The organism is Pseudomonas moorei (genome assembly GCF_042846945.1).
GTDB classification, from domain to species: domain Bacteria; phylum Pseudomonadota; class Gammaproteobacteria; order Pseudomonadales; family Pseudomonadaceae; genus Aquipseudomonas; species Aquipseudomonas moorei.
The window spans coordinates 2,766,367-2,787,649 of record NZ_AP035776.1; the positions used below are offsets into that span (position 1 = coordinate 2,766,367).

Below are 21,283 nucleotides of genomic sequence, written 5' to 3' on the forward strand. Positions count from 1 at the left end.
TCAAGGGCGGACAGGAGGCAACGCGGCACCGTGAACGGTGGCTTGTCTCCCGGGCTTTTGTCCCGCCGTGTAACCTCAACTGGAGGTCGCCAACTCTCGGACCAGTCACTCGCGATTGCGAGCCGGAACCCTAGTCAGCCATTGCAAATTGTGGTGCCGCGAACCTGTGGTGACTCCTGCACGCCTTTGTTAAAGCGAGAGCCGTGCCAAGTCGCTTGAAGCGCTCTGGCATGCGGGTGAGGCGACAGGTGCCGGGGAAAACAGGGGGGCGGGTTGCCTTGTGATGGTGCGTACGCGCACCGCAATGGGACGTGCCGGCCACTGATCCGAAGGCCGGCAGGGCGCTGCACTCGGTCGCGGATTGCGAGTCAAAACAGGTGTCAGTCGGTTTGTTCCGACGGCGGGTCTTTCAGGAGGCCGCCATGTTTCGTCGAGTGTTGCTGGTCGTTGTGCTCGGTCTGGGGCTTTGCGGCTGTTATTACTACGCCGGCTCCTACGATGTGTATTCCGCGCCTTATTACTACCCTGGCTACGCGCCTTATTACTATCCAGGCTACGCGCCTTATTCCTACTATTACGGCCCCGGTTACTACTACGCAGGTCCCCGTTTCTATGGCGGCTATCGCTATTACTACTGGGGCGGGCACGGCTCGCGTTATTACCGCGGTGGATACCACGGTGGTCACCACTAATCAGCGGCTGAATGGATGAAAAACTTTTAATTCACGAGATGTTTCAAGTTGTTACTGAATCGCACCAGATCCGGAATTTGATGTCAGATGTTTCGACAGTCACCGAATCATTGACTGTCGCCTGCCAGCGTCGCTGGTGTGGCTCACCCGCGGTCCAGGAGGCCGCCATGCTCTATCAAAAGAAGCTGCGTCGAATTCTACTGATTGCTGTGTTGGGATTGTCCGTGGGTGGATGCGTGGCTTATCCGGATGGAGGAGACGGTTACTACCGTTCCGAGGTCTACACCTCGCCAGCGCCGGCCTATTACGCCGGTGGTGCGTACTATTCCAATGGCGGCGGTTACTACTCGCCACCGGCGCGCTATTACGTGCCGCCTGCGCGGTATTACCAGCCAACCCCGCGTTATTACCCGCAACCGCGGGTCTATCAGCCGGCCCCGCGTTACTACCCGGCACGTGCAGATTACCGGGCGTATGAGAATCATGGCTGGGACGGTCGTAACCGCGGCAATTGGGACAATGACCACCGTGGTGGCGGACGTGACCACAATCACGACGACCGGGGCGACCGTAACGGTCGGGGCAATCACGACGGCCGGGGTGACCGTTAAGCTGACTTAAACGAAATTCCCCTGTAGGAGCGAGCTCGCGAGGGTGGTTCAGTCACCGCTGTGTTGACTGACACAGCCTCGATCGCAAGCTCGCCCCCACAGTTTTGTTTAATACTCCAACAGGTCCGCCAATGGATGGCGACCCTCCCAAACCTTTTGGAAATGCGCTTCCACCACGGCGTCCGGCACGTTGTTGATATCGGGCCAGTGCCAATGGGGCTTTTGATCCTTGTCGATCAACCGTGCACGCACGCCTTCGCTGAACTCCGGATGACGGCAGCAATTGAGGCTCAGGGTGTATTCCATCTGGAAGACTTGCGCCAGCGACATATGCCGCGCGCGGATGATCTGTTCCCACACCAGGTGCGCGGTCAGCGGCGAACCTTCGCTCAGGGTTCGCGCGGCGCGGCTGAGCAGCAGATCCGGGTGATCGCGCAGCGCACTGATGGCCTTCCAGGCGCAAACCACATCACTGACGTCCAGCAGCTCATCAATGCGCTGGCGCCGCGGCAACCATTGGGATTCGGGCATGTGCGCGACGGCTTCCTGCTGCAAGGCCTTGAGCAGACTGTTGAGCTGCCTCGGGGTCTGTTCCTGCCAGTTCAACTGCAACAGGCCTTCGATCAGGGCTTCCTGCTGCTCATCGAGCAGGAAACGGTCGGCCAGGTCCAGATCGATCGCATCGCGAGCGTTCATGTGGGCGCCGGTCAGGCCAAGGAACAATCCGAGCTTGCCGGGCAGGCGTGACAGGAACCAACTGGCCCCGACGTCCGGGTACAGGCCGATGCTGATCTCCGGCATCGCCAGGCGACTGCTCGGCGTGACAATGCGAATGCTGGCCCCCTGCAGCAGGCCCATGCCGCCGCCAAGCACATAGCCATGGCCCCAGCAGATCAAGGGTTTGGGGTAGGTATGCAGGCTGAAGTCCAGGCGATATTCCGCGGCGAAGAACTGCGCGGCCAGGGGCGGCACTTCGCCGGGATGGGCGCGACAGGCTTCGACCAGGCTGCGCACTTCGCCGCCGGCGCAAAAAGCCTTGGCGCCGTTACCGCGCAACAATACACAGACGATTTGCGGCTCCTTGGCCCAGGTGTCCAGTTGAGCGCGCAAGGCCTTGATCATCGGCAATGACAGGGCGTTCAGCGACTTTTCGGCATCCAGGCTGGCGATGCCGATACGGGCGCCGTCGGTGCCGGTGAGTTCTTCGAAGTGCAGATTCATCGTGACCTCGATCGGGAATTTGAGGGTTAAGTATGATCGTTGTGAGGGAAAGTGCCGGATCTGCGTCAGATCAATTGACAAGCGTGGTGGGCCTTCTTAGGGTTCGCCCCATTGTTTTTACCGGATATGACCATGACTGCTGACGACCGTATCAAACTCGAACCGGGCTGGAAGGAGGCGCTGCGTGCCGAATTCGACCAGCCCTACATGGCGGAGTTGCGAAAATTCCTGCAAGAGGAGCGGGCGGCCGGCAAGGAAATCTATCCACCGGGCCCGATGATTTTCAACGCGCTCAACTCCACGCCGCTGGACAAGGTCAAGGTCGTCATCCTTGGCCAGGACCCGTACCACGGTCCGGGCCAGGCGCACGGTTTGTGCTTTTCGGTGCAACCGGGTGTCCCGGCGCCGCCCTCGCTGGTGAACATCTATAAAGAGTTGAAACGTGACCTGAACATCGACATCCCCAACCACGGCTATCTGCAGAGCTGGGCCGATCAGGGCGTGTTGATGCTCAACACCACCATGACGGTCGAGCGCGCCAATGCCAATGCGCACAAGGACAAGGGCTGGCAGTTTTTCACCGACCGGGTCATTGAAGTCGTCAGCCAGCAGCAACCGCATCTGGTGTTCATGCTGTGGGGCGCCCATGCCCAGAGCAAACAGAAGCTGATCGATGCGACCAAGCATTTGGTCCTGACCTCGGTACACCCTTCGCCGTTGTCGGCTTATCGTGGCTTCCTGGGTTGCGGGCACTTCAGCCGTACCAACAAGTTCCTGGAACAGAATGGCGAGACGCCGATCGAGTGGCGTTTGCCGCCGGTTCAGGCAGGCTGAGGGCTTGCTGTGGCGAGGGAGCAAGTTCCCTCGCCACAGTGACTCGGTATCACTCGGGTTTGCGGTTCCAATACTGGAACAACGGCTCCGCCAGAAACAACACAAACAACAGCCGCATCACCTGCATCGCCGTCACCAGCGGCACCGATAGTTGCAGGGTTTCCGCTGTCAGGCTCATCTCGGCAATCCCGCCAGGCATCATGCCCAGGGTCAGCGAACGCAGATCCAGATGGGTCAGCGCGCTCAAGCCCAATGCCGCCGCCGTGGCGATCAGCATGGTCAGCACAGTCCCGATCAGGGTGCGCCCCATGAACGAGGGCGCGCGTCGGAAAAACTGCCGGTTGAAGTGACAGCCCAGACCGCTGCCAATCAGCCACTGGCCGATCTGGCTGCCGCCCTGGGGCAAACCGATGTGCAAATCCCAGCCAATGCTCACCGCCGAGCTCACCAGCAACGGGCCGAACAGCCACGGGTTGGGTTGACGCAAACGCTCCCAGATCCAGGCCGCCAGCGCGCCGGCCGGGAACAGCAGGGCCAGCCAGCGCCAGTCCACGGCGGTGGCATGGGAGACCGGCGCCCCGTCGCCCAACAAATACTTGAACGCCGCCGGTACACACAGCACGACGACCAGTACCCGCAGACTTTGCCCGGCGGCAACGCGGCTCAGTACTGCGCCATTACGGGCGCCGAGGTTGACCATCTCCCCGGAGCCACCGGGCATGCTGGAGAAGAATGCGGTGGCGCGATCCTCGCCGGTGCGCCGCATCAACCAGACCCCGACCACGGCGGACAGGCTGGTGACCAATGCGCCAAAGAAGATCAGACCGAAATGACTCAGCACCTGCTCCATCACCACCGGGGTGAAGTGCAGGCCGATGCCGATACCGACGATCCACTGGCCGCACTTGCGGCCGCCAGGGATTTCCGCCAATTGCCAGGGGGTCAGGCAGCGCACCAGGATGATCGCCAGCAACGAGCCGACCATCCATGGCAGCGGCCAGCCGACCTGGCTGGCGAGGTAGCCGCCCATCAGGCCGACCAGCGGGGTTCCCCACCAGAGTTTGAAGGGTGACCGATCAGACATCGGCGATGGCGCGTTGCGCGGCCGAACGTTTACGCCAGATACGGATGATCGGCATCAGCAGCATGATTGCCGTCAGGATCCAGCAACCGAAGGTGATCGGGCTCGACCAGAGGATCTCCAGCGCTCCGTTGGAAATCGACAGGGCACGACGCAGGTTCTGCTCCATCAAACCACCGAGGATGAAGCCCAGCAGCAGGGGCGACAACGGGAAGTCCAGCTTGCGCAGGATGTAGCCGAAGATGCCGATGCCGATCATCAGGAACAGGTCGAACGTGGTCGCGTGCACCGCGTAGACGCCGATCCCGGTAATGATGGCGATCACCGGTACCAGTGCCCAGTTCGGTACGGCGAGGATGCGCGTGAAAATGCGGATCATCGGGATGTTGAGGATGACCAGCATGACGTTGGCGATGAACAACGAGGCAATCAGGCCCCAGACGATGTCGGGTTGCTGCTGGAACAACAGCGGTCCCGGCGTGATGTTGTACAGCGAGAGCGCGCCGATCATCACTGCCGTGGTGCCCGAGCCTGGCACACCCAGGGTCAGCATCGGCACCAGTGCACCGCAGGCCGCGCCGCCAATGGCGGTTTCCGGTGCGGCCAGGCCGCGCATATCACCCTGGCCGAACGTGCCCTTGGCGCCCGCGATGCGTTTCTCGGTCATGTAGGCCACGGCACTGGCCAGGGTCGCACCGGCACCCGGCAACACACCCATGATGAAACCGAGTACGCCGCAACGAATGTTCACCACGAACACCGATGCCGCTTCCTTGACGTTGAACATCATCCGCCCGGTGGCTTTCACGGCTTCCTGACCATGATGGGTTTTTTCCAGCAGCAGGAGGATTTCGCTGATGGAGAACAGGCCCAGCACCAGCACGACGAACTGAATGCCGTCGGTCAGGTGGATGTTATCGCCGGTAAAACGATACACGCCGCTGTTGGCGTCGATGCCGACGGTCGACAGGAACAGGCCGATCAGCGCCGCGATGAAGGTCTTGAGCGGACGATCACCGGCCATGCCGCCGAGACAGACAATGGCGAACACCATCAGCACGAAATATTCCGCCGGTCCGAAGGCAATCGCCCATTTCGCCAGCAGCGGGGCGAACAGCACCATGCCGCAAGTCGCGATGAAGGCGCCGATGAACGAGCTCCACGCCGAGAGCGACAAAGCCACGCCGGCCAGGCCTTTGCGGGCCATCGGATAGCCGTCGAGGGTGGTCATCACGGTGGAGGCTTCGCCAGGGATGTTCAGCAGGATCGAGCTGATCCGGCCGCCGTACTCGCAGCCCAGGTACACCGCCGCCAACAGGATCAGTGCCGACTCCGGTGGCAGGCCGAGGGCGAATGCGATCGGGATCAACAGTGCCACGCCATTGATCGGCCCCAGGCCTGGCAACAGGCCCACGACGGTGCCGATCAGGGTGCCGCAGAGGGCGGTCACCAGGTTGTACGGGCTCAGCGCAACGCCGAAACCCTGACCCAAATAGCCAAGAGTATCCATATCAGTTCTCCAGAACGTCGAGCACGCCAAGCGGCAGCGGCACGTCCATCAACTTGTCGAACAGCAGGTAGAGGCCGACGGCCATCAGGCTGATGATCACGACACTGGGCAACCAGCGGCCGCCATACAGGCGCGCCATCGGCACACCGGTGAGGATGCTGGCGACGATGAAACCGAGGGGCTCGAAGGCGCCGGCGAACACCAGCAACAGCACCACGCAGAAGCCGATCTTGTTCAGGGTGGCGCGGTCCAGTGGCGGTTCGTCAGCGCTGTGCTTGATCGGTGCCGGGCGAAAAACCATGTACAGCAGCGCCGCGCCCATCAGGCCGAGCATCAACAGCGGAAAGGCCCGAGGCCCTACCGGTTCGTAGGAAAAAGCCGCTTGATACGGCCATGCCATCAGCGCCAGGCCAATACAGGCCAGCAACAGCACCGATGCAAAAATGCGTTGTAAGAGCATGGGGAACTCCTGGGCCACGCCCCCCGCAAACGGGAGCCGCAGCCGCTAGCTGGACGGAGGCGATCACTGAATCAGGCCGAACTCTCTGGCCAGCACTTTGTAGTCCGCCACCTGCTTCTTCACGTAGGTGTCCAGCTCGGGGCCGGTCATGGCGAACGGGAACAGTTCCCGCTGATCGCGCAACTTGGCGAAGTCTTCGGAAGCCAGCAGCTTGTCAAAGGCCGCTTTCCACCAGGCGTAATCTTCATCGTTGACTTTCGGGCCGAGGTAGAAACCGCGAACCACCGGCCAGACGATGTCGTAGCCTTGTTCCCTGGCGGTCGGGATGTCTTTCATTTCCGGCTCGTCGAGACGCTTGTCGGCGAACACCGCCAGCAAGCGCATGTCGCCGCTGAGGATGTGCGGCATGGAGTCGGAAATGTCGGTGCTGCCGACCTGGATGTGGCCGCCGAGCAGGGCCGTAGCGATTTCACCGCCACCCTCGAGGGCGACATAACGCAGGTCGCGCGGGTTGATCCCCGCGGCCTTGGCGATCAGCGCGGTTTGCATCCAGTCCTGGCTGCCGACCGTGCCGCCGGAGCCGATCACCACTTTGCTCGGATCTTTCTTCAACGCCTGCACCAGGTCGTCCAGGGTCTTGTAGGGCGAATCGCTTTTCACAGCGATGGCGCCGTAGCTGGTGCCAACGGCGGCGAGCCAGCGCACGTTGGTTTCATCGAAACGCCCGAACTTGCCCTGGGCCAGGTTCAATAGCGAACCGCTGGACCAGGCCACCAGGGTGCCGGCATCGGCCGGACGCTGGGCGACGACCGCGTTGTACGCGACCGCGCCGACGCCACCGGGCATGTAGGTCACGCGCATGGGTTTGGTCAGCAGCTTTTCGTTGACCAGCGCGCTTTGCGCCAGTTTGCAGGTCAGGTCGAAACCACCACCTGGCGAGGCCGGGGCGATGCATTCCGGTCGTTTGGGCTCGTCGGCGAGCGCTTGGCCGGTGAACAGCAGAACGCTGGCGGCGAGGGCAATTTTACGCATTGACAGGTTCATTCAAGTCTCCTTGGGAGTTGTTGTTATGGACGTACTGAATTACCAAAGGGCAACGCTATAGCTCACCAGCAGACGCACTTCATCGGCATCGCGAGCAGAGTAATTGGAGCGGTAGGTGGCATTGCGCAGGCGAACGGCGACATCCTTGAGCGCGCCGCTTTGTACAACATATTTGATCTCGCTGTTGCGTTCCCACTCTTTGCCTTCGTCACCGTTCTTGAGCTTGATGTTGTCACCGCTCACGTAACGGCTCATGAAGCTCAGGCCAGGGATGCCGAGGGTGACAAAGTCGAAGTCATAACGCGCCTGCCAGGAGCGTTCTTCAGCGCCGGCAAAGTCGTTGATCTGCACGAAGTTGACCAGGTACGGGTCGCTACCATCTACATACGGGAACGCGCTGTCGCCGGACATGTGCTGGTAGCCGGCGCTGAACTTGTGTCCGCTCAAGGCGTAGCTCACCAGTCCGTTGAGGGACTTGTTGTCGATCTTGCCGCCACGGGCCTGGCCCTGGTCATCACTGATGGCAAACCGCAGGTCGCTGGCAAAGGTGCCGGGGCCCAGCGGCTGCGAAGCGACCAGCCCGAGAAAGTGCTGGTTGTAGACTTCATCGAGCTGCGCGAAGTGGTAGCTGCCGGTGATCTTGTCGGTAAACTTGTAGTCCAGGCCGCCAAAGTCGAAGTGTTTGCCGGCTACCGTTCCGGCGAAGCGGCCGTTCTTGTTGTTGAGGGCAATGTCCTCGAAGTCGGTGCTGTCGCGATCCTTGGCCTTGTCCAGGCGCCCGCCGGTGAAGGTCAGGTTCTTGATCTCCCTGGAGGTCAGCATGCCGCCTTCGAAGGTCTGCGGCAGGATGCGCCCGTCGTTGGGCTTGAGGATCGGCAGTTCCGGAATCAGGGTGCCGACTTTCAGCTCGCTGGCGGAGATTTTCACCTTGCCGGTCAGGCCGAGCTTGGAGTATTCGTCGACGGCGCGCCCATCGTCGGTCGGCAACAGGCCGGTCCCCGTACGGTCGGGGCTTGAGTCGAGCTTGACCCCCATCATGCCCAGCGCATCGACACCGAACCCCACGGTGCCATCGGTGTAACCTGATTTCAGATTGAGCATGAACCCCTGGGCCCACTCGTCACGCTTGGACTGTTGGGCACTGGTACCGTCGCGAAAATCGCGGTTGAAGTACATGTTGCGGGTTTCGAAAGTGGCCGAGCTGTCTTCGATGAAGGCGGCCTGGCTCAACGGTGAAAAACCGACAAGGGCGGCAGCGCTGGCAAGCGCAGTGTGGCTGAAACGGGAGAGGCGGGCAGGCGCGATAGCCTGGGTCTGCAAGGACTGCATGGATGACTGACTCCGTTTATTGTTCTTATTTGTCGAAAACGCTTCGAGGCGTTTTTCGTATCGCTGCATGGCAGCAGCGACGGCAGCCGAAACTGTCCGTGGCTGGACTGTAACGGGCTAACCTTTCGTTAACCTTTCAGCTGGCTTTCACGTTTTTTCAGGCTTCACAGTGGCGGATGCCGCTGTAAACTCCGCGCCAAAGAATGGCGTCGACCATCCCTGAATGAGGTAAAAATCCATGCGTGTCCTGCTCGTCGAAGACCATCTGCAGCTCGCCGAAAGTGTCGCCCAGGCGCTCAAGAGCACCGGCTTGACCGTGGATGTGCTGCACGATGGCGTGGCGGCCGACCTGGCGCTGGGCAGCGAGGAATACGCCATGGCGATTCTCGATGTCGGCCTGCCGCGCATGGATGGTTTCGAGGTGTTGGCGCGTTTGCGCGCACGGGGCAAGAACCTGCCGGTGTTGATGCTGACTGCCCGCAGCGACGTCAAGGATCGGGTCCACGGCCTGAACCTCGGCGCCGATGACTACCTGGCCAAACCTTTCGAACTCACCGAACTCGAAGCCCGGGTCAAAGCCTTGCTGCGCCGCAGCGTGCTGGGCGGTGAACGCATCCAGCGTTGCGGGGTGCTGGCCTATGACCTGGAAACCCGGCGCTTCACCCTCGGCGAAGAATTGCTGACCCTGACCTCCCGTGAACAGGCCGTACTTGAAGCCCTGATCGCCCGTCCCGGCCGGGTGATGAGCAAGGAGCAATTGGCGTCGCAAGTGTTCGGTCTCGACGAGGAGGCCAGCCCCGACGCCATCGAAATCTACGTGCACCGCCTGCGCAAGAAACTCGATGGCCAGCCGGTCGCCATTGTGACCTTCCGCGGCCTTGGTTACCTGCTGGAAAGTCGCGATGCATAAGCCCAGCAGTCTGCGCTGGCGGTTGCTGTGGAACCTGGCGCTGTTGCTGGTGGTGCTGATGCTGGCCAGTGGCTTGAGTGCTTACTGGAATGGTCGCGAAGCGGCCGACACCGCGTATGACCGCACCTTGCTCGCGTCGGCGCGAACCATTGCCGCCGGTGTTTCCCAGCGCGACGGAACGCTGAGTGCGGACGTGCCTTATGTGGCCCTCGATACGTTCGCCTACGACAGCGCCGGGCGGATTTTCTACCTGGTCAACGACATCAATCAGAAGTTGATCTCCGGCTACGAAAACCTGCCACCGCCCCCCCCGGGGACGCCGCGCACCGATGACTATCCGGCGCTGGCACGCTTTTACAACGCGACCTATCGGGGGCAGAACGTGCGGGTGGTGAGCCTGCTCAAACCGGTCAGCGAACCGAACATGAACGGCATGGCGGAAATTCGCGTCGCCGAGACCGATGAGGCACGCGTCAGGATGGCCCGTAGCCTGGCGGCGGATACCCTGCTGCGCCTGGGCATGCTGGCGGTCGGCGCGCTGCTGATTGTGTGGTTTGCGGTCAGTGCCGCACTGCGTCCGCTGGAGCGCTTGCGCTCGGCGGTGGAGGAGCGTCAGCCGGATGACCTGCGACCATTGCCGTTGGTGGAAGTGCAGCATGAGTTGTGGCCGCTGGTGCGTGCGCTCAATCACTTTACCGAGCGCCTGCGCGGTCAGTTCGAGCGTCAGGCGCAGTTCATCGCCGATGCCGCCCACGAACTGCGCACCCCCTTGGCGGCGCTGAAGGCACGGCTGGAACTGGGTCTGCGTTCAAGCGAACCGCAAACCTGGCGCAGTACCCTGGAAACCGCTGCCCAGGGCACCGATCGCTTGACCCATCTGGCCAATCAATTGCTCTCCCTGGCACGGGTCGAAAACGGCGCCCGGGCGATTGCCGAGGGTGGCGCGCAGTTGCTCGATCTCAGTCAACTGGCGCGTGACCTGGGCATGGCCATGGCGCCGCTGGCCCACAAGCGCGGTGTGGCGCTGGCGCTGGAAGCGGACGAACCGGTGTGGATGCGGGGTGAGCCGACCTTGCTCAACGAACTGTTGAGCAACCTGGTGGACAACGCGCTGGCTCATACGCCACCGGGCGGCAACGTGATTTTGCGTGTCTCGGCCCCTGCGGTGCTGGAGGTTGAGGATGACGGACCGGGTATTCCCCTGGATGAGCGCGATCGCGTGTTCGAACGTTTTTACCGACGCAACCAGCACGTGGCCGGGTCCGGGTTGGGCCTGGCGATTGTCGGCGAGATCTGCCGCGCGCACCTGGCGCAGATCAGCCTGCATGATGGCGAGCACGCGGGGTTGAAAGTGCGGGTCAGTTTTATTGCGGGCGAGTGAGTAGAGCATTTGTGGCGAGGGAGCCAGCTCCCTCGCCACAGGAATTGCATTCATGCTTAATAAAACATCGTCCGGGTTTCTTCCAGGTCGGCGCACATTGCCTTGTCCTCAGGGTCGATCCCGAGCTTGTTGAAGGCGGGCACGCTGAAGGGGTCGATGCGCGAGATCGGGTGATCTGTATCTTGGTGGCAATACAGACTGGCTACCTGCACCAGATCGACGTAATCGATTTGAGCCGACTGTCGCTTGAAGTTCAGGTACAGCCGCGGTACCTGCACCAGCATGTCCGGAAATTCCCAGACCCTGAGCAATTTATCGCCCAGCAGCGGATGGATATGGTCGATCACGTGGTTGAGGCTGACCGGGTCGGACAGCAGGTCATAGTGATCTTCGGCATAAGTCAGGATGGGCAGTACGCCGATCTGGTGCACCAGCCCGCCAAGGGCCGCCTGATCGGGTTTGAGCTGGGTGTAGTTGCGGCACAGTGCATAGCTGACACCGGCGATTTCCAGGCTTTTGCGCCAGACATCGCGCATTTTCTGTTCCACCACTTCGGAGCGGGCATGGAAAATCTGTTCCATGACCAGGCCGATGGCCAGGTTGCTGCTGTAGTTGATCCCCAGGCGAGTGACGGCCGTGTGCAACTCGGTGACTTCCTGGGTCGCGCGCAGCAGCGGGCTGTTGACCACTTTGATCAGCCGCGCCGACAGCGCCGCGTCGCGGCCGATCACTTTGCTCAGGGCGCTGATACTGACGTCAGGGTCTTCGGCTGCCTTGCGAATCTGCAGCGCCACTTCCGGCAATGTTGGCAGAACCAGGTCATCGTTATCGATGGCCTCAACCAAATCCTGTTGGACCTTTTCCGCCAGCTCACTCATTTCTGTTCTCTAGGTGTCGCCAAAAAGTACTGCTGTTAACGCTGGATTTCGCGGTCGCGGTCCAGTTCATAAGGCAGGTCGAGCAAGTGCAGGGCGGGGCCGTCGAGCGCACCGACGTGAATGTCGCCGGCCTCTGCCGCATCGGCTTGCAGCACCGCCAGCAGTTCAATCTGTTGTTCGCCCTGGGCGGCCAGTACCACTTCGCCGATTGAACTGCCATGGCTTGGGGAAAACAGCTGGGTGCCAGGCTCAGGCAGTTCGCTGGCGTCCAGGCTCAGGCGATACAGGCGGCGCTTGAGCTTGCCCAGATACTGCATCCGCGCAACGATCTCCTGGCCGGTGTAGCAACCTTTCTTGAAGCTCACGCCCCCGACCGCCTGCAGGTTGAGCATCTGCGGGATGAACAGCTCGCGGGTGCCCGGCATCACCTGGCCGATCCCGGCGCGGATCTGGCCCAGCAGCCATTGATTCAGTCCGCCTTTGGCGAGCAGGGCGGACAGCTTGCCCTTGACCGCGTCGGCTTGATCGGCGCTGACCCAGAGTTCGGCGCGATCAGGGGACACGCGAAGGGCGATCAGGCCGTCATTGCGCACGACCTGGTCGGTTTCAGCGGGCAGTTCGAGGCCGAGACTTTTGAGTGCGGCATCGCCATGATCGACGCCAAAGCGGACCCAGGCAGCGCTTTCGTCCGTCAGTTTGGACTTGGAAAAAACAGCGTATTTTTTCAGGTCTGCCAGTTGCGGTTCGAGCAGCTCGCTGGCCATGGCCATGAGCACGCCGTCACCTTCGAGCAGGATGCGGAAGCTCGACTGCATCCGGCCTTTCTGCGTGCAGCGCGCACCGAGACTGGCCTGGGTATCGCTCAGGTAATTGAGGTTGCAGGTCAATTGGCCTTGCAGGAACTTGCCGGCGTCCGCGCCGCGGACCGCCAGAACACCTTCATGAGACAGCGTGCAGAAAAAAGCAGAATCGGCCATGGGTCATCGCAGGGTAAAGAGTCTGGCGGACATGATAAGGGGGCGCTCTTGAAATGGGTAGTTCACAAAGGATCGTCGGTGCCCGACCAAAGCCGACTGTTCGACCGGGCGCGGGGCTGTATACTTGCGGCCTATTTGAGGAGCGCTCCATGGTCGAAGATGTTGAACTGAATCGCCTCTACTGGCACAGCCGCCGCGGCATGCTTGAGCTTGACGTGTTGCTGGTGCCGTTTGTGAAAGAGGTTTATCCGCACCTCAACGAGGTTGATCGCGCCTGTTACGTCAGGTTGCTCGAATGCGAAGATCAGGACATGTTCGGCTGGTTCATGGAACGCGCCGAATCTGAAGATCCTGAGCTTCAGCGCATGGTTCGCATGATTCTGGACCGTGTTCAGCCCAAGTAATGGTTTCGAATGCCGCTGGCATGCCTCACGGCAGTTGCTGGCGGCGTATCTGTTGGCCCAGCTGTTCGCGCTGGGTTCCCTATGGCTTCTCGCTATTCCGCTTTGGGCCAGCTTGCTCGGCGCCTTTTGCTGTCTGCTGCACGCCGTTTGGGCATTGCCACGCCAGATTCTGCTGACCCACGCCCGGGCCTTCTGCGGCTTGCGTCGCGATGCCGATGGCTGGCAGTTATGGAGTCGGGCGGCGGGATGGCAAGCGGTGCAGCTTCGTCCGGACAGCATCGCGCTGCCGTTGGTGGTGCTGCTGCGGGTTCGTCTGCGGGGCGAGCGGCGTGTCCGCTCCGTTTGCGTGCCTCGGGATTCGCAGGCGGCGGATCTGCACCGACGCCTGCGGGTGCGGCTCAAGTTCAGTCGACGTAGGTGGACGGCACCAGAATAGTGTCCAGCGCGACTGGCAGCATCTTCGGATAGTCGAGGGTGTAATGCAGGCCGCGACTTTCCTTGCGCTCCATGGCTGAGCGAATCATCAGCTCGGCCACCTGGGCCAGGTTGCGCAACTCGATCAAATCCCGGCTGACTTTGTAGTTGCTGTAGAACTCGTCGATCTCGTCCAGCAGCAGGCGCACCCGGTGCTGGGCCCGTTGCAGGCGTTTGTTGGTGCGCACGATGCCCACGTAGTCCCACATGAATCGCCGCAGTTCATCCCAGTTGTGCGCAATGATCACGTCTTCATCGGAGTCGGTCACCTGGCTCGCGTCCCAGATGGGCAGGGCGGTGGGCGCCGAAACGTTCGGCAATTGCTCCAGGATGTCCGCCGCGGCTGAGCGCGCATACACAAAGCATTCCAGCAACGAATTGCTGGCCATTCGGTTGGCGCCATGCAGGCCGGTAAAGCTGGTTTCGCCAATCGCGTAGAGCCCCGGCACATCGGTGCGACCTTGCTGGTCGACCATCACGCCGCCGCAGGTGTAATGCGCCGCCGGAACGACCGGAATCGGTTGCTTGGTGATGTCAATGGAAAATTCGAGGCAGCGCTCGTACACGGTCGGGAAATGCGTTTTGATGAAGTCTTCGGACTTGTGGCTGATGTCCAGATAGACGCAGTCGATACCGAGTCGCTTCATCTCATGGTCGATGGCCCGGGCCACGATGTCCCTTGGGGCCAGTTCGGCACGAGGGTCGAAACGCTGCATGAAGCGTTCGCCGTTGGGCAGTTTCAGGTGTGCACCTTCGCCACGCAGTGCTTCGGTGATCAGGAAACTCTTGGCCTGTGGGTGATAAAGGCAAGTGGGGTGGAACTGATTGAATTCCAGATTTGCCACCCGGCATCCTGAACGCCAGGCCATGGCGATGCCGTCGCCGCAGGCACCATCAGGGTTGCTGGTATAGAGGTAGACCTTGGCCGCTCCGCCGGATGCAAGAATCACGAAGCGCGCGCCGTAGGTGTCGACTTCCCCGGTGGCGCGATTGAGCACATAGGCGCCCAGGCAGCGATCGCCTTCAAGACCCAGGCGTTTTTCCGTGATCAGATCGACGGCAACGCGTTGCTCGAGCAACTCGATGTTCGGTCGTTGCTTGGCCTGGGCGAGCAGCGTCCGGAATATTGCAGCGCCCGTGGCATCGGCGGCATGGATGATGCGCCGGTGGCTGTGCCCGCCTTCGCGAGTCAGGTGAAATTCGAATCCGCCATCTTCAGTGCCGGACTGTTCATCACGGGTAAATGGCACGCCCTGGTCGATCAGCCATTGAATGGCTTCTTTACTGTGTTCGACGGTAAAGCGCACGGCGTCTTCGTGGCATAGGCCACCGCCAGCGTTCAGGGTGTCATCGACGTGGGATTCGATGGTGTCGGTGTCGTCGAGGACGGCAGCCACGCCGCCCTGCGCCCAGAATGTCGAGCCGTTGGCGAGGTCGCCTTTGCTCAGTACGGCGATGCGCAAATGACCGGGCAAGGTCAGCGCAAGGCTCAAACCGGCAGCACCGCTGCCAATTACCAGAACATCGTGTTGAAACTGTTGGCTCATTTCAGGATTCCGCTCAAAGCGACCCGGGTCGGGGTAGGCGCCAGACATCTGGACAGGTGAGTCAGGCAACCGCACAGCCCACTAGTATATAGAGGGGGGGAGCGGCACAATACCCGAGCCGATATGGCATTGTGAAACTACCGTGACAGAAAAGACCTGTCGCTTCGTCGGATGTTTTTTCTGACGATTCGCCAACATGTGGACTGTATCGTGGATTTAACAGTCTTTTTCTCTTCACGGTTGCACAATGTCGGTTTGGCACGGCTATAAATATTTGGAACTTTTGCCAAAGGCCCAATATCAATAGACGGTTGCCTGAATCAAGGGACAGTGTCGGCGTCCGCGCAGGGTCAGCAGTTGGATCCTTGCCAGCGAATCCGATGACAAGATTATTTGCGCAGCCGGGTCATCTCGCGCTGCGCTTTTCGTGCGTGCCGAATCAGTGCCCGCAGGAAACTTGCCTGGAGGGGGAGAACTTTTGCGAAAAGCCCGAGTCTATGTTTGCAAGTCCGGTCGTTTAGTTTTGCAAGCCTCCTCCAAGCTTATCGAGGAGTGTTCATGCTAACCCAGGAAGAGGATCAGCAGCTGGTCGAACGCGTTCAGCGCGGTGACAAGCGTGCATTCGATCTGTTAGTGCTGAAATACCAGCACAAAATTCTCGGGTTGATCGTGCGTTTTGTGCACGACACCCATGAAGCCCAGGATGTGGCACAGGAAGCCTTTATCAAGGCGTACCGTGCGCTTGGAAATTTTCGCGGAGACAGCGCGTTTTACACGTGGCTTTACCGCATCGCCATCAACACGGCGAAAAACTATCTGGTTTCACGCGGCCGTCGGCCGCCGGATAGCGATGTCAGTTCCGAGGATGCAGAGTTCTACGATGGCGATCATGGCCTCAAGGATCTCGAGTCGCCAGAACGAGCTTTGCTGCGGGATGAGATCGAAGGCACCGTCCATCGAACCATTCAGCAACTGCCAGAAGATTTGCGTACGGCGTTAACTTTACGTGAATTTGATGGTCTGAGTTACGAGGACATTGCGAGCGTCATGCAGTGTCCGGTAGGCACCGTGCGCTCCCGGATTTTCCGCGCTCGGGAGGCCATCGATAAAGCCCTGCAGCCATTGTTGCAGGAAAACTAAAGACAGCGGCGACAGCCAAGAGAGGAACGCCATGAGTCGTGAAGCCCTGCAGGAATCGCTGTCCGCAGTGATGGATAACGAAGCGGACGAGCTGGAGTTACGTCGGGTATTGAATGCCTGTGACGATGTCGAAACCCGTGAAACCTGGGCTCGTTATCAGATCGCTCGGGCAGTGATGCACAAGGACCTGCTGCTTCCACGTCTGGACATCGCTGCGGCGGTATCTGCTGCTCTGGCTGACGAAGCCGTACCGGCAAAAGTCTCCCGTGGTCCATGGCGCAGCTTGGGACGTCTGGCGGTAGCCGCTTCGGTGACCCTTGCCGTACTGGCGGGTGTTCGTCTTTACAATCAGGACGAGATCGCCGGGGTAGAACTGGCTCAGCAATCCAGCCAACAAAGCCTGGTTGCTCCGCAAGTAAAAGGCCCGGCTGTTTTGGCAGGCTACAATGAGAGTTCGGATGCCACCGGTCCCATGGCCAATGGCGTACTGCAAGGTCAGCCAGGCTGGCACGATCAACGTCTGCCGGGTTACTTGCGCCAACATGCTCAACAGGCTGCACTGAAAGGTACTGAGAGCGCTCTGCCTTACGCTCGTGCAGCGAGCCTGGAAAACCGTTAAGGAGGATCATGCGCGCCATACCTTTACTTACGCTTCTGCTGGGTGGCTGGTTCGTTGTTCCAGCCCATGCCGATGAAGCCCAGGACTGGTTGACCCGTCTTGGTCAGGCCGAGCAGCAGCAAAGCTTTCAAGGTACTTTTGTCTACGAGCGTAACGGTAGTTTTTCTACCCACAACATCTGGCACCGCGTCCAGGAGGGCAAGGTCCACGAGCGTCTGCTTCAGCTCGATGGCTCCGCGCAGGAGGTTGTGCGCGTTGACGGGCATACGCAATGCGTAAGCGGCACCCTGATCGCAGGGCTTGGGGATACCCCCAACTCCGCCGCCCGCGCAATTGATCCACAAAAGCTCAAGAATTGGTACGACCTTGCCGTTATCGGCAAATCGCGCGTGGCCGGGCGATCGGCCGTGATTGTTTCGCTGACGCCTCGCGATCAGCATCGCTACGGTTTTGAACTGCATCTGGACAAGGAAACCGGGTTGCCGCTCAAATCGTTGCTGCTCAATGACAAAGGGCAGTTGCTCGAGCGATTCCAGTTTACGCGACTCGATACCGCCACTGTCCCGTCAGAGAGTGACCTGCAGCCAGGCGCCGATTGCAAGGCGGTCAACCTCGAGAGTGACAAGTCCTCCGCGGTCAAGGCCGCTCAAACCTGGCATTCGGATTGGTTGCCACCCGGTTTTGAACTGACCAGCAGTTCGGCGCGCAAGGATCCTGAGACCAAGACACAGGTCAGCAGCCTGATGTATGACGATGGTCTGGCTCGCTTTTCGGTGTTTTTGGAGCCTTTGAATGGCGCTGTCGTCACCGACACCCGTATTCAGCTGGGGCCAACCGTTGCTGTGTCCCGACGTCTGACCACTGCGCAAGGCGAGATGATGGTCACGGTAGTGGGCGAAATTCCGATAGGCACAGCTGAACGGATTGCGCTTTCCATGCGCGCTGACGCTGCCACAACCAAGCAGTAAGCTGAGATCGAAATGTTTCGTGAACATTTCAATTTGCAAAATCCAGTGAATTTTTCTTAAGTCAGAGCCCTCGGCTCTGGCCTTGTTTGTTGTTCCCGGAACAAAGATACCGGCGTATCTTTCTCGGTGTTCCTTGATCCATATCGCTTAACCATGCTCGTCGTAACGGGAGCCGTATGTCGATACCACGCTTGAAGTCTTACCTCTCCATTATTGCCACCGTGCTGGTGCTCGGTCAGGCGGTCGCCGCTCAAGCGGTCGAATTGCCTGATTTCACGCAACTGGTCGAACAGGCCTCGCCTGCGGTGGTCAACATCAGTACCACGCAAAAACTGCCGGACCGCAAAGTGTCGATCCAGGATATGCCTGACCTGGAAGGTTTGCCGCCGGCGCTTCGCGAGTTTTTCGAGCGAGGCATGCCGCAGCAGCCTCGTTCACCGCGGGGCGATCGCCAGCGTGAAGCCCAATCCCTGGGTTCGGGTTTCATCATTTCGCCTGATGGCTACATCCTCACCAACAATCATGTGATCGCCGATGCTGACGAAATTGTCGTGCGTCTCGCCGATCGCAGCGAAATGAAAGCCAAACTGATCGGTACTGACCCACGTTCCGACGTGGCGCTGCTGAAAGTTGAAGGCAAGGATCTGCCGGTCTTGAAGTTGGGCAAATCCCAGGACTTGAAAGCCGGGCAGTGGGTCGTGGCAATCGGTTCGCCATTCGGCTTTGACCACACCGTGACCCAAGGCATCGTCAGTGCCGTCGGCCGAAGCCTGCCGAACGAAAATTATGTGCCATTCATTCAGACCGACGTGCCGATCAACCCGGGTAACTCCGGTGGTCCGCTGTTCAACCTCAATGGTGAAGTGGTCGGGATCAACTCGCAGATCTATACGCGCTCCGGTGGCTTCATGGGCGTTTCGTTCGCCATTCCCATCGATGTGGCCATGGATGTGTCCAATCAGCTGAAAAGCGGCGGCAAAGTCAGCCGCGGCTGGTTGGGTGTCGTGATTCAGGAAGTGAACAAGGATCTGGCCGAATCGTTCGGTCTGGAGAAGCCGGCCGGTGCGCTCGTTGCCCAGATCCAGGATGACGGCCCGGCTGCCAAGGGTGGCCTGCAAGTCGGCGACGTTATCCTGAGCATGAACGGTCAACCGATCGTCATGTCTGCCGATCTGCCGCACCTTGTGGGCGCGTTGAAAGCTGGCTCCAAGGCTAAGCTGGAGGTGATCCGCGACGGTAAGCGCCAGAACGTCGAGCTGACTGTCGGTGCCATTCCGGAGGAAGGCAAAGAGTTGGACAGCTTGTCTAAATCCGGCGTTGAGCGTAGCAGCAATCGCCTGGGTGTTTCTGTGGTCGAGCTGACCGATGAGCAGAAAAAAACCTACGACCTCAAAGGCGGTGTGGTGATCAAGGAAGTCCAGGACGGTCCTGCTTCGATGATCGGCTTGCAGCCAGGAGACGTCATTACTCACCTGAACAATCAGGCCATCGAATCGACCAAGCAATTCACGGAGATCGCCAAATCGTTGCCGAAGAACCGTTCGGTGTCGATGCGGGTTCTGCGTCAGGGGCGTGCCAGCTTCATCACCTTCAAACTGGCTGAATAATCCGGTTGTTGGCTGAATAAAAAACCGCCTCGAAAGAGGCGGTTTTTTTGTGTCCGACGTTTTTTGAGTCCTTAGCCCATCATGTCCTTGATCATGCGTTCCTGCTCCATCAGCTCGCGTTGACGTGCATCGATTCGTGACGAAAGCGGGAAGTTGTTGCCAGCCTTGCGCTTGGCAAAATCCAGTTGCTGAATGGCTTGCCGATAGTCGCCCACCAGCGCGAAGTACTCGGCGCGCGCCTGGTGCAGGCCGATGATGTTGCCTGACAGGCCGCGCGTCTCGGCAACCTGATACCACACGTCCGGGTCGTTCGGGCGTGACTTGAGCAGGCCTTCGAGTGCCTTTTCGGCGTCGGCGGTACGGTTCTGCTTCAGTAGCAAGTCGACGCGCACCTGATTCAGCGGGTAATTGCCGGGGTACTGCGTCAGTAACCGGTCAACCCGTGCTTGCGCATCCGGCAATCGATTGTTGGTGATGTCCAGATCGATCTGAGCGAGGTTATAAATGATCTCGTTCGGCGACTTGGCCAGCAGTGGTTTGAGATTTTCCCGGGCTTCGTTCAACTGGCCACCCTTGATCTGGGCGATGGCAAGGCCGTAGCGAGCGACATCGCTTTTCGGGTTTTCATCCAGTTCGGCGCGGAATCGCTTGGCACCCAGGCCAGGGGTTTCTTCGTAGAACAACTGGACCCGTGCTCGAATCAGTTGATAGCGCAGGCTGTCTTCGATACCACCTTTCGGCGCCTGTTCGGCACGGTTGCGGGTGTCGGCAATCCGTGATTCGGTGACCGGGTGAGTCAGCAGGAATTCCGGTGGCTTGGCGTCGTAACGGTACTGACGGCCCAAACGCTCGAACATGGTGGGCATCGAGCGTGGGTCGTAACCGGCTTTTTCAAGATTGAGGATGCCGATACGGTCGGCTTCCTGCTCGTTCTGGCGGGAGAACCGTCGCTGTTCCTGAATCGCGGCGGCCTGCGTACCTGCGATGGCCGCGATACCTGCGTCGCCGGCACCGGCCGCGGCAATCACGATACCTGCCAGCAGGGCGGCCATCATGGGAACTTGCATGCGTTGCTGGGCCTCAACACCACGGGCAAAGTGACGTTGCGACAAGTGAGCCAATTCGTGAGCCAGTACGGAGGCGTATTCACCTTCGGTCTGGGCGTTGAGGAACAGGCCGCCGTTCACCCCGACAATCCCGCCCGGGGCGGCGAAGGCGTTGAGCTGGGGGCTGTTGATCAAGATGAATTCCAGGCGCCGATCATTGACCTGGCTGGTCTCGACCAGTCGGTAGACGCTGGATTCGACGTAGTCCTTGAGCTGCGGGTCATTGAGCTGCGATACCTGGCTACGCAAAAGCGCCAGCCATGCACGGCCCAACTGGTATTCCTGCTGTGGCGAGACAATGGCAGAGCTGGCATCACCGAGTGACGGCAGGTCGTCGGCGAAGCCTGGCGAGGCAAGCAGGCAAGCGAGCGTCAGCAGGGTAGGGCGCAAAAATGTCATGCACAAAGCCTTAGTCGACAAAGACCTTACTGTAGCCGGACACTGGCGCTGCGACCAGATATTCTAGGCGACTCAACTACCTGATCCGGAG

Annotated in this window: 21 protein-coding genes and 1 riboswitch; of the genes, 11 read left to right on the top strand and 10 right to left on the bottom strand. The window is 60.1% G+C overall.

The window, feature by feature from the left end; genetic code table 11:
- Positions 1–44 precede the first annotated feature (44 nt).
- Positions 45–145: riboswitch (guanidine-I (ykkC/yxkD leader) on the bottom strand.
- A 277-nt stretch (positions 146–422) separates the two neighbouring features.
- Together ACGJAX_RS12810 and ACGJAX_RS12815 are read left to right on the top strand one after the other, a co-directional pair.
- Positions 423–692 carry a hypothetical protein gene (locus tag ACGJAX_RS12810; protein ID WP_090317382.1) on the top strand — a complete coding sequence of 90 codons (270 nt, stop codon included), beginning with the start codon at positions 423–425 and terminating at the stop codon, positions 690–692.
- A 167-nt stretch (positions 693–859) separates the two neighbouring features.
- A complete protein-coding gene (locus tag ACGJAX_RS12815) occupies positions 860–1,303 on the top strand; it encodes a hypothetical protein (RefSeq protein ID WP_390959231.1) in 444 nt (147 codons plus the stop codon).
- A gap of 108 nt (positions 1,304–1,411) precedes the next feature.
- On the opposite strand, the gene ACGJAX_RS12820 is transcribed toward ACGJAX_RS12815, so the two are convergent.
- Positions 1,412–2,524, bottom strand: coding sequence for a 3-hydroxyisobutyryl-CoA hydrolase (locus tag ACGJAX_RS12820; protein ID WP_390959233.1), 1,113 nt, complete (start codon positions 2,522–2,524; stop codon positions 1,412–1,414).
- Between the two features lie 132 nt (positions 2,525–2,656).
- Between ACGJAX_RS12820 and ung the strand changes: the two genes are divergently transcribed.
- A complete protein-coding gene (gene ung / locus ACGJAX_RS12825; protein WP_247254750.1) occupies positions 2,657–3,358 on the top strand; it encodes a uracil-DNA glycosylase in 702 nt (233 codons plus the stop codon).
- 49 nt (positions 3,359–3,407) lie between these two features.
- Here the strand turns inward: ung and ACGJAX_RS12830 are convergent, their stop codons facing one another.
- The 5 genes from ACGJAX_RS12830 to ACGJAX_RS12850 form a co-directional block, all read right to left on the bottom strand.
- Positions 3,408–4,442, bottom strand: coding sequence for an AbrB family transcriptional regulator (locus ACGJAX_RS12830; protein ID WP_247254749.1), 1,035 nt, complete (start codon positions 4,440–4,442; stop codon positions 3,408–3,410).
- A complete protein-coding gene (locus ACGJAX_RS12835; RefSeq protein WP_090317399.1) occupies positions 4,435–5,949 on the bottom strand; it encodes a tripartite tricarboxylate transporter permease in 1,515 nt (504 codons plus the stop codon). The genes ACGJAX_RS12830 and ACGJAX_RS12835 overlap by 8 nt, the downstream gene beginning before the upstream one ends.
- A 1-nt stretch (position 5,950) precedes the next feature.
- A complete protein-coding gene (locus ACGJAX_RS12840; RefSeq protein ID WP_090317402.1) occupies positions 5,951–6,409 on the bottom strand; it encodes a tripartite tricarboxylate transporter TctB family protein in 459 nt (152 codons plus the stop codon).
- 63 nt (positions 6,410–6,472) lie between these two features.
- Positions 6,473–7,453, bottom strand: coding sequence for a tripartite tricarboxylate transporter substrate-binding protein (locus tag ACGJAX_RS12845; protein ID WP_390959236.1), 981 nt, complete (start codon positions 7,451–7,453; stop codon positions 6,473–6,475).
- Between the two features lie 39 nt (positions 7,454–7,492).
- Complete coding sequence (locus ACGJAX_RS12850) at positions 7,493–8,782, bottom strand: OprD family outer membrane porin (protein ID WP_390959238.1); 1,290 nt, start codon at positions 8,780–8,782, stop codon at positions 7,493–7,495.
- 238 nt (positions 8,783–9,020) lie between these two features.
- On the opposite strand from ACGJAX_RS12850, the gene ACGJAX_RS12855 reads away from it, so the two are divergent.
- Positions 9,021–9,692, top strand: a complete 672-nt coding sequence (locus tag ACGJAX_RS12855) for a response regulator (RefSeq protein ID WP_007979804.1) — start codon at positions 9,021–9,023, stop codon at positions 9,690–9,692.
- Entirely contained in the window at positions 9,685–11,073 is a 1,389-nt protein-coding gene (locus ACGJAX_RS12860; RefSeq protein WP_390959240.1) for a sensor histidine kinase N-terminal domain-containing protein, read from the top strand. Before ACGJAX_RS12855 ends, ACGJAX_RS12860 begins: the two co-directional genes overlap by 8 nt.
- A 56-nt stretch (positions 11,074–11,129) precedes the next feature.
- Here the strand turns inward: ACGJAX_RS12860 and ACGJAX_RS12865 are convergent, their stop codons facing one another.
- Together ACGJAX_RS12865 and ACGJAX_RS12870 are read right to left on the bottom strand one after the other, a co-directional pair.
- Positions 11,130–11,951 (bottom strand): HDOD domain-containing protein, encoded by an 822-nt coding sequence (locus ACGJAX_RS12865; protein WP_090317417.1) that lies wholly within the window; start codon positions 11,949–11,951, stop codon positions 11,130–11,132.
- Between the two features lie 35 nt (positions 11,952–11,986).
- Positions 11,987–12,928: a YgfZ/GcvT domain-containing protein gene (locus ACGJAX_RS12870; protein ID WP_390959242.1), complete on the bottom strand. Its 942-nt coding sequence runs from the start codon at positions 12,926–12,928 to the stop codon at positions 11,987–11,989.
- A 149-nt stretch (positions 12,929–13,077) separates the two neighbouring features.
- On the opposite strand from ACGJAX_RS12870, the gene ACGJAX_RS12875 reads away from it, so the two are divergent.
- On the top strand, positions 13,078–13,332 hold the full coding sequence (locus tag ACGJAX_RS12875) for a succinate dehydrogenase assembly factor 2 (protein WP_007898624.1): 255 nt from the start codon (positions 13,078–13,080) through the stop codon (positions 13,330–13,332).
- Positions 13,316–13,768: a protein YgfX gene (locus ACGJAX_RS12880; protein WP_390959244.1), complete on the top strand. Its 453-nt coding sequence runs from the start codon at positions 13,316–13,318 to the stop codon at positions 13,766–13,768. Before ACGJAX_RS12875 ends, ACGJAX_RS12880 begins: the two co-directional genes overlap by 17 nt.
- On the opposite strand, the gene nadB is transcribed toward ACGJAX_RS12880, so the two are convergent.
- The gene (gene nadB, locus ACGJAX_RS12885; protein WP_090317429.1) at positions 13,737–15,353 is read right to left on the bottom strand and encodes an L-aspartate oxidase; all 1,617 of its coding nucleotides are present in this window, start codon (positions 15,351–15,353) and stop codon (positions 13,737–13,739) included. The two genes, ACGJAX_RS12880 and nadB, sit on opposite strands and share 32 nt — an antisense overlap.
- Before the next feature lie 558 nt (positions 15,354–15,911).
- On the opposite strand from nadB, the gene rpoE reads away from it, so the two are divergent.
- The 4 genes from rpoE to ACGJAX_RS12905 all read left to right on the top strand — a co-directional run bounded on the left by rpoE (position 15,912) and on the right by ACGJAX_RS12905 (position 19,687).
- The gene (gene rpoE / locus ACGJAX_RS12890) at positions 15,912–16,493 is read left to right on the top strand and encodes an RNA polymerase sigma factor RpoE (protein WP_003172477.1); all 582 of its coding nucleotides are present in this window, start codon (positions 15,912–15,914) and stop codon (positions 16,491–16,493) included.
- Positions 16,494–16,524: 31 nt separating this feature from the next.
- Entirely contained in the window at positions 16,525–17,112 is a 588-nt protein-coding gene (locus ACGJAX_RS12895) for a sigma-E factor negative regulatory protein (protein ID WP_247254744.1), read from the top strand.
- An 8-nt stretch (positions 17,113–17,120) separates the two neighbouring features.
- Positions 17,121–18,080, top strand: coding sequence for a MucB/RseB C-terminal domain-containing protein (locus ACGJAX_RS12900; RefSeq protein ID WP_247254743.1), 960 nt, complete (start codon positions 17,121–17,123; stop codon positions 18,078–18,080).
- Positions 18,081–18,256: 176 nt separating this feature from the next.
- A complete protein-coding gene (locus tag ACGJAX_RS12905) occupies positions 18,257–19,687 on the top strand; it encodes a DegQ family serine endoprotease (RefSeq protein WP_090317439.1) in 1,431 nt (476 codons plus the stop codon).
- A gap of 71 nt (positions 19,688–19,758) precedes the next feature.
- Here ACGJAX_RS12905 and ACGJAX_RS12910 read toward each other — a convergent pair whose 3' ends face one another.
- Positions 19,759–21,192, bottom strand: coding sequence for a M48 family metalloprotease (locus tag ACGJAX_RS12910; protein WP_090317441.1), 1,434 nt, complete (start codon positions 21,190–21,192; stop codon positions 19,759–19,761).
- Positions 21,193–21,283 lie beyond the last annotated feature (91 nt).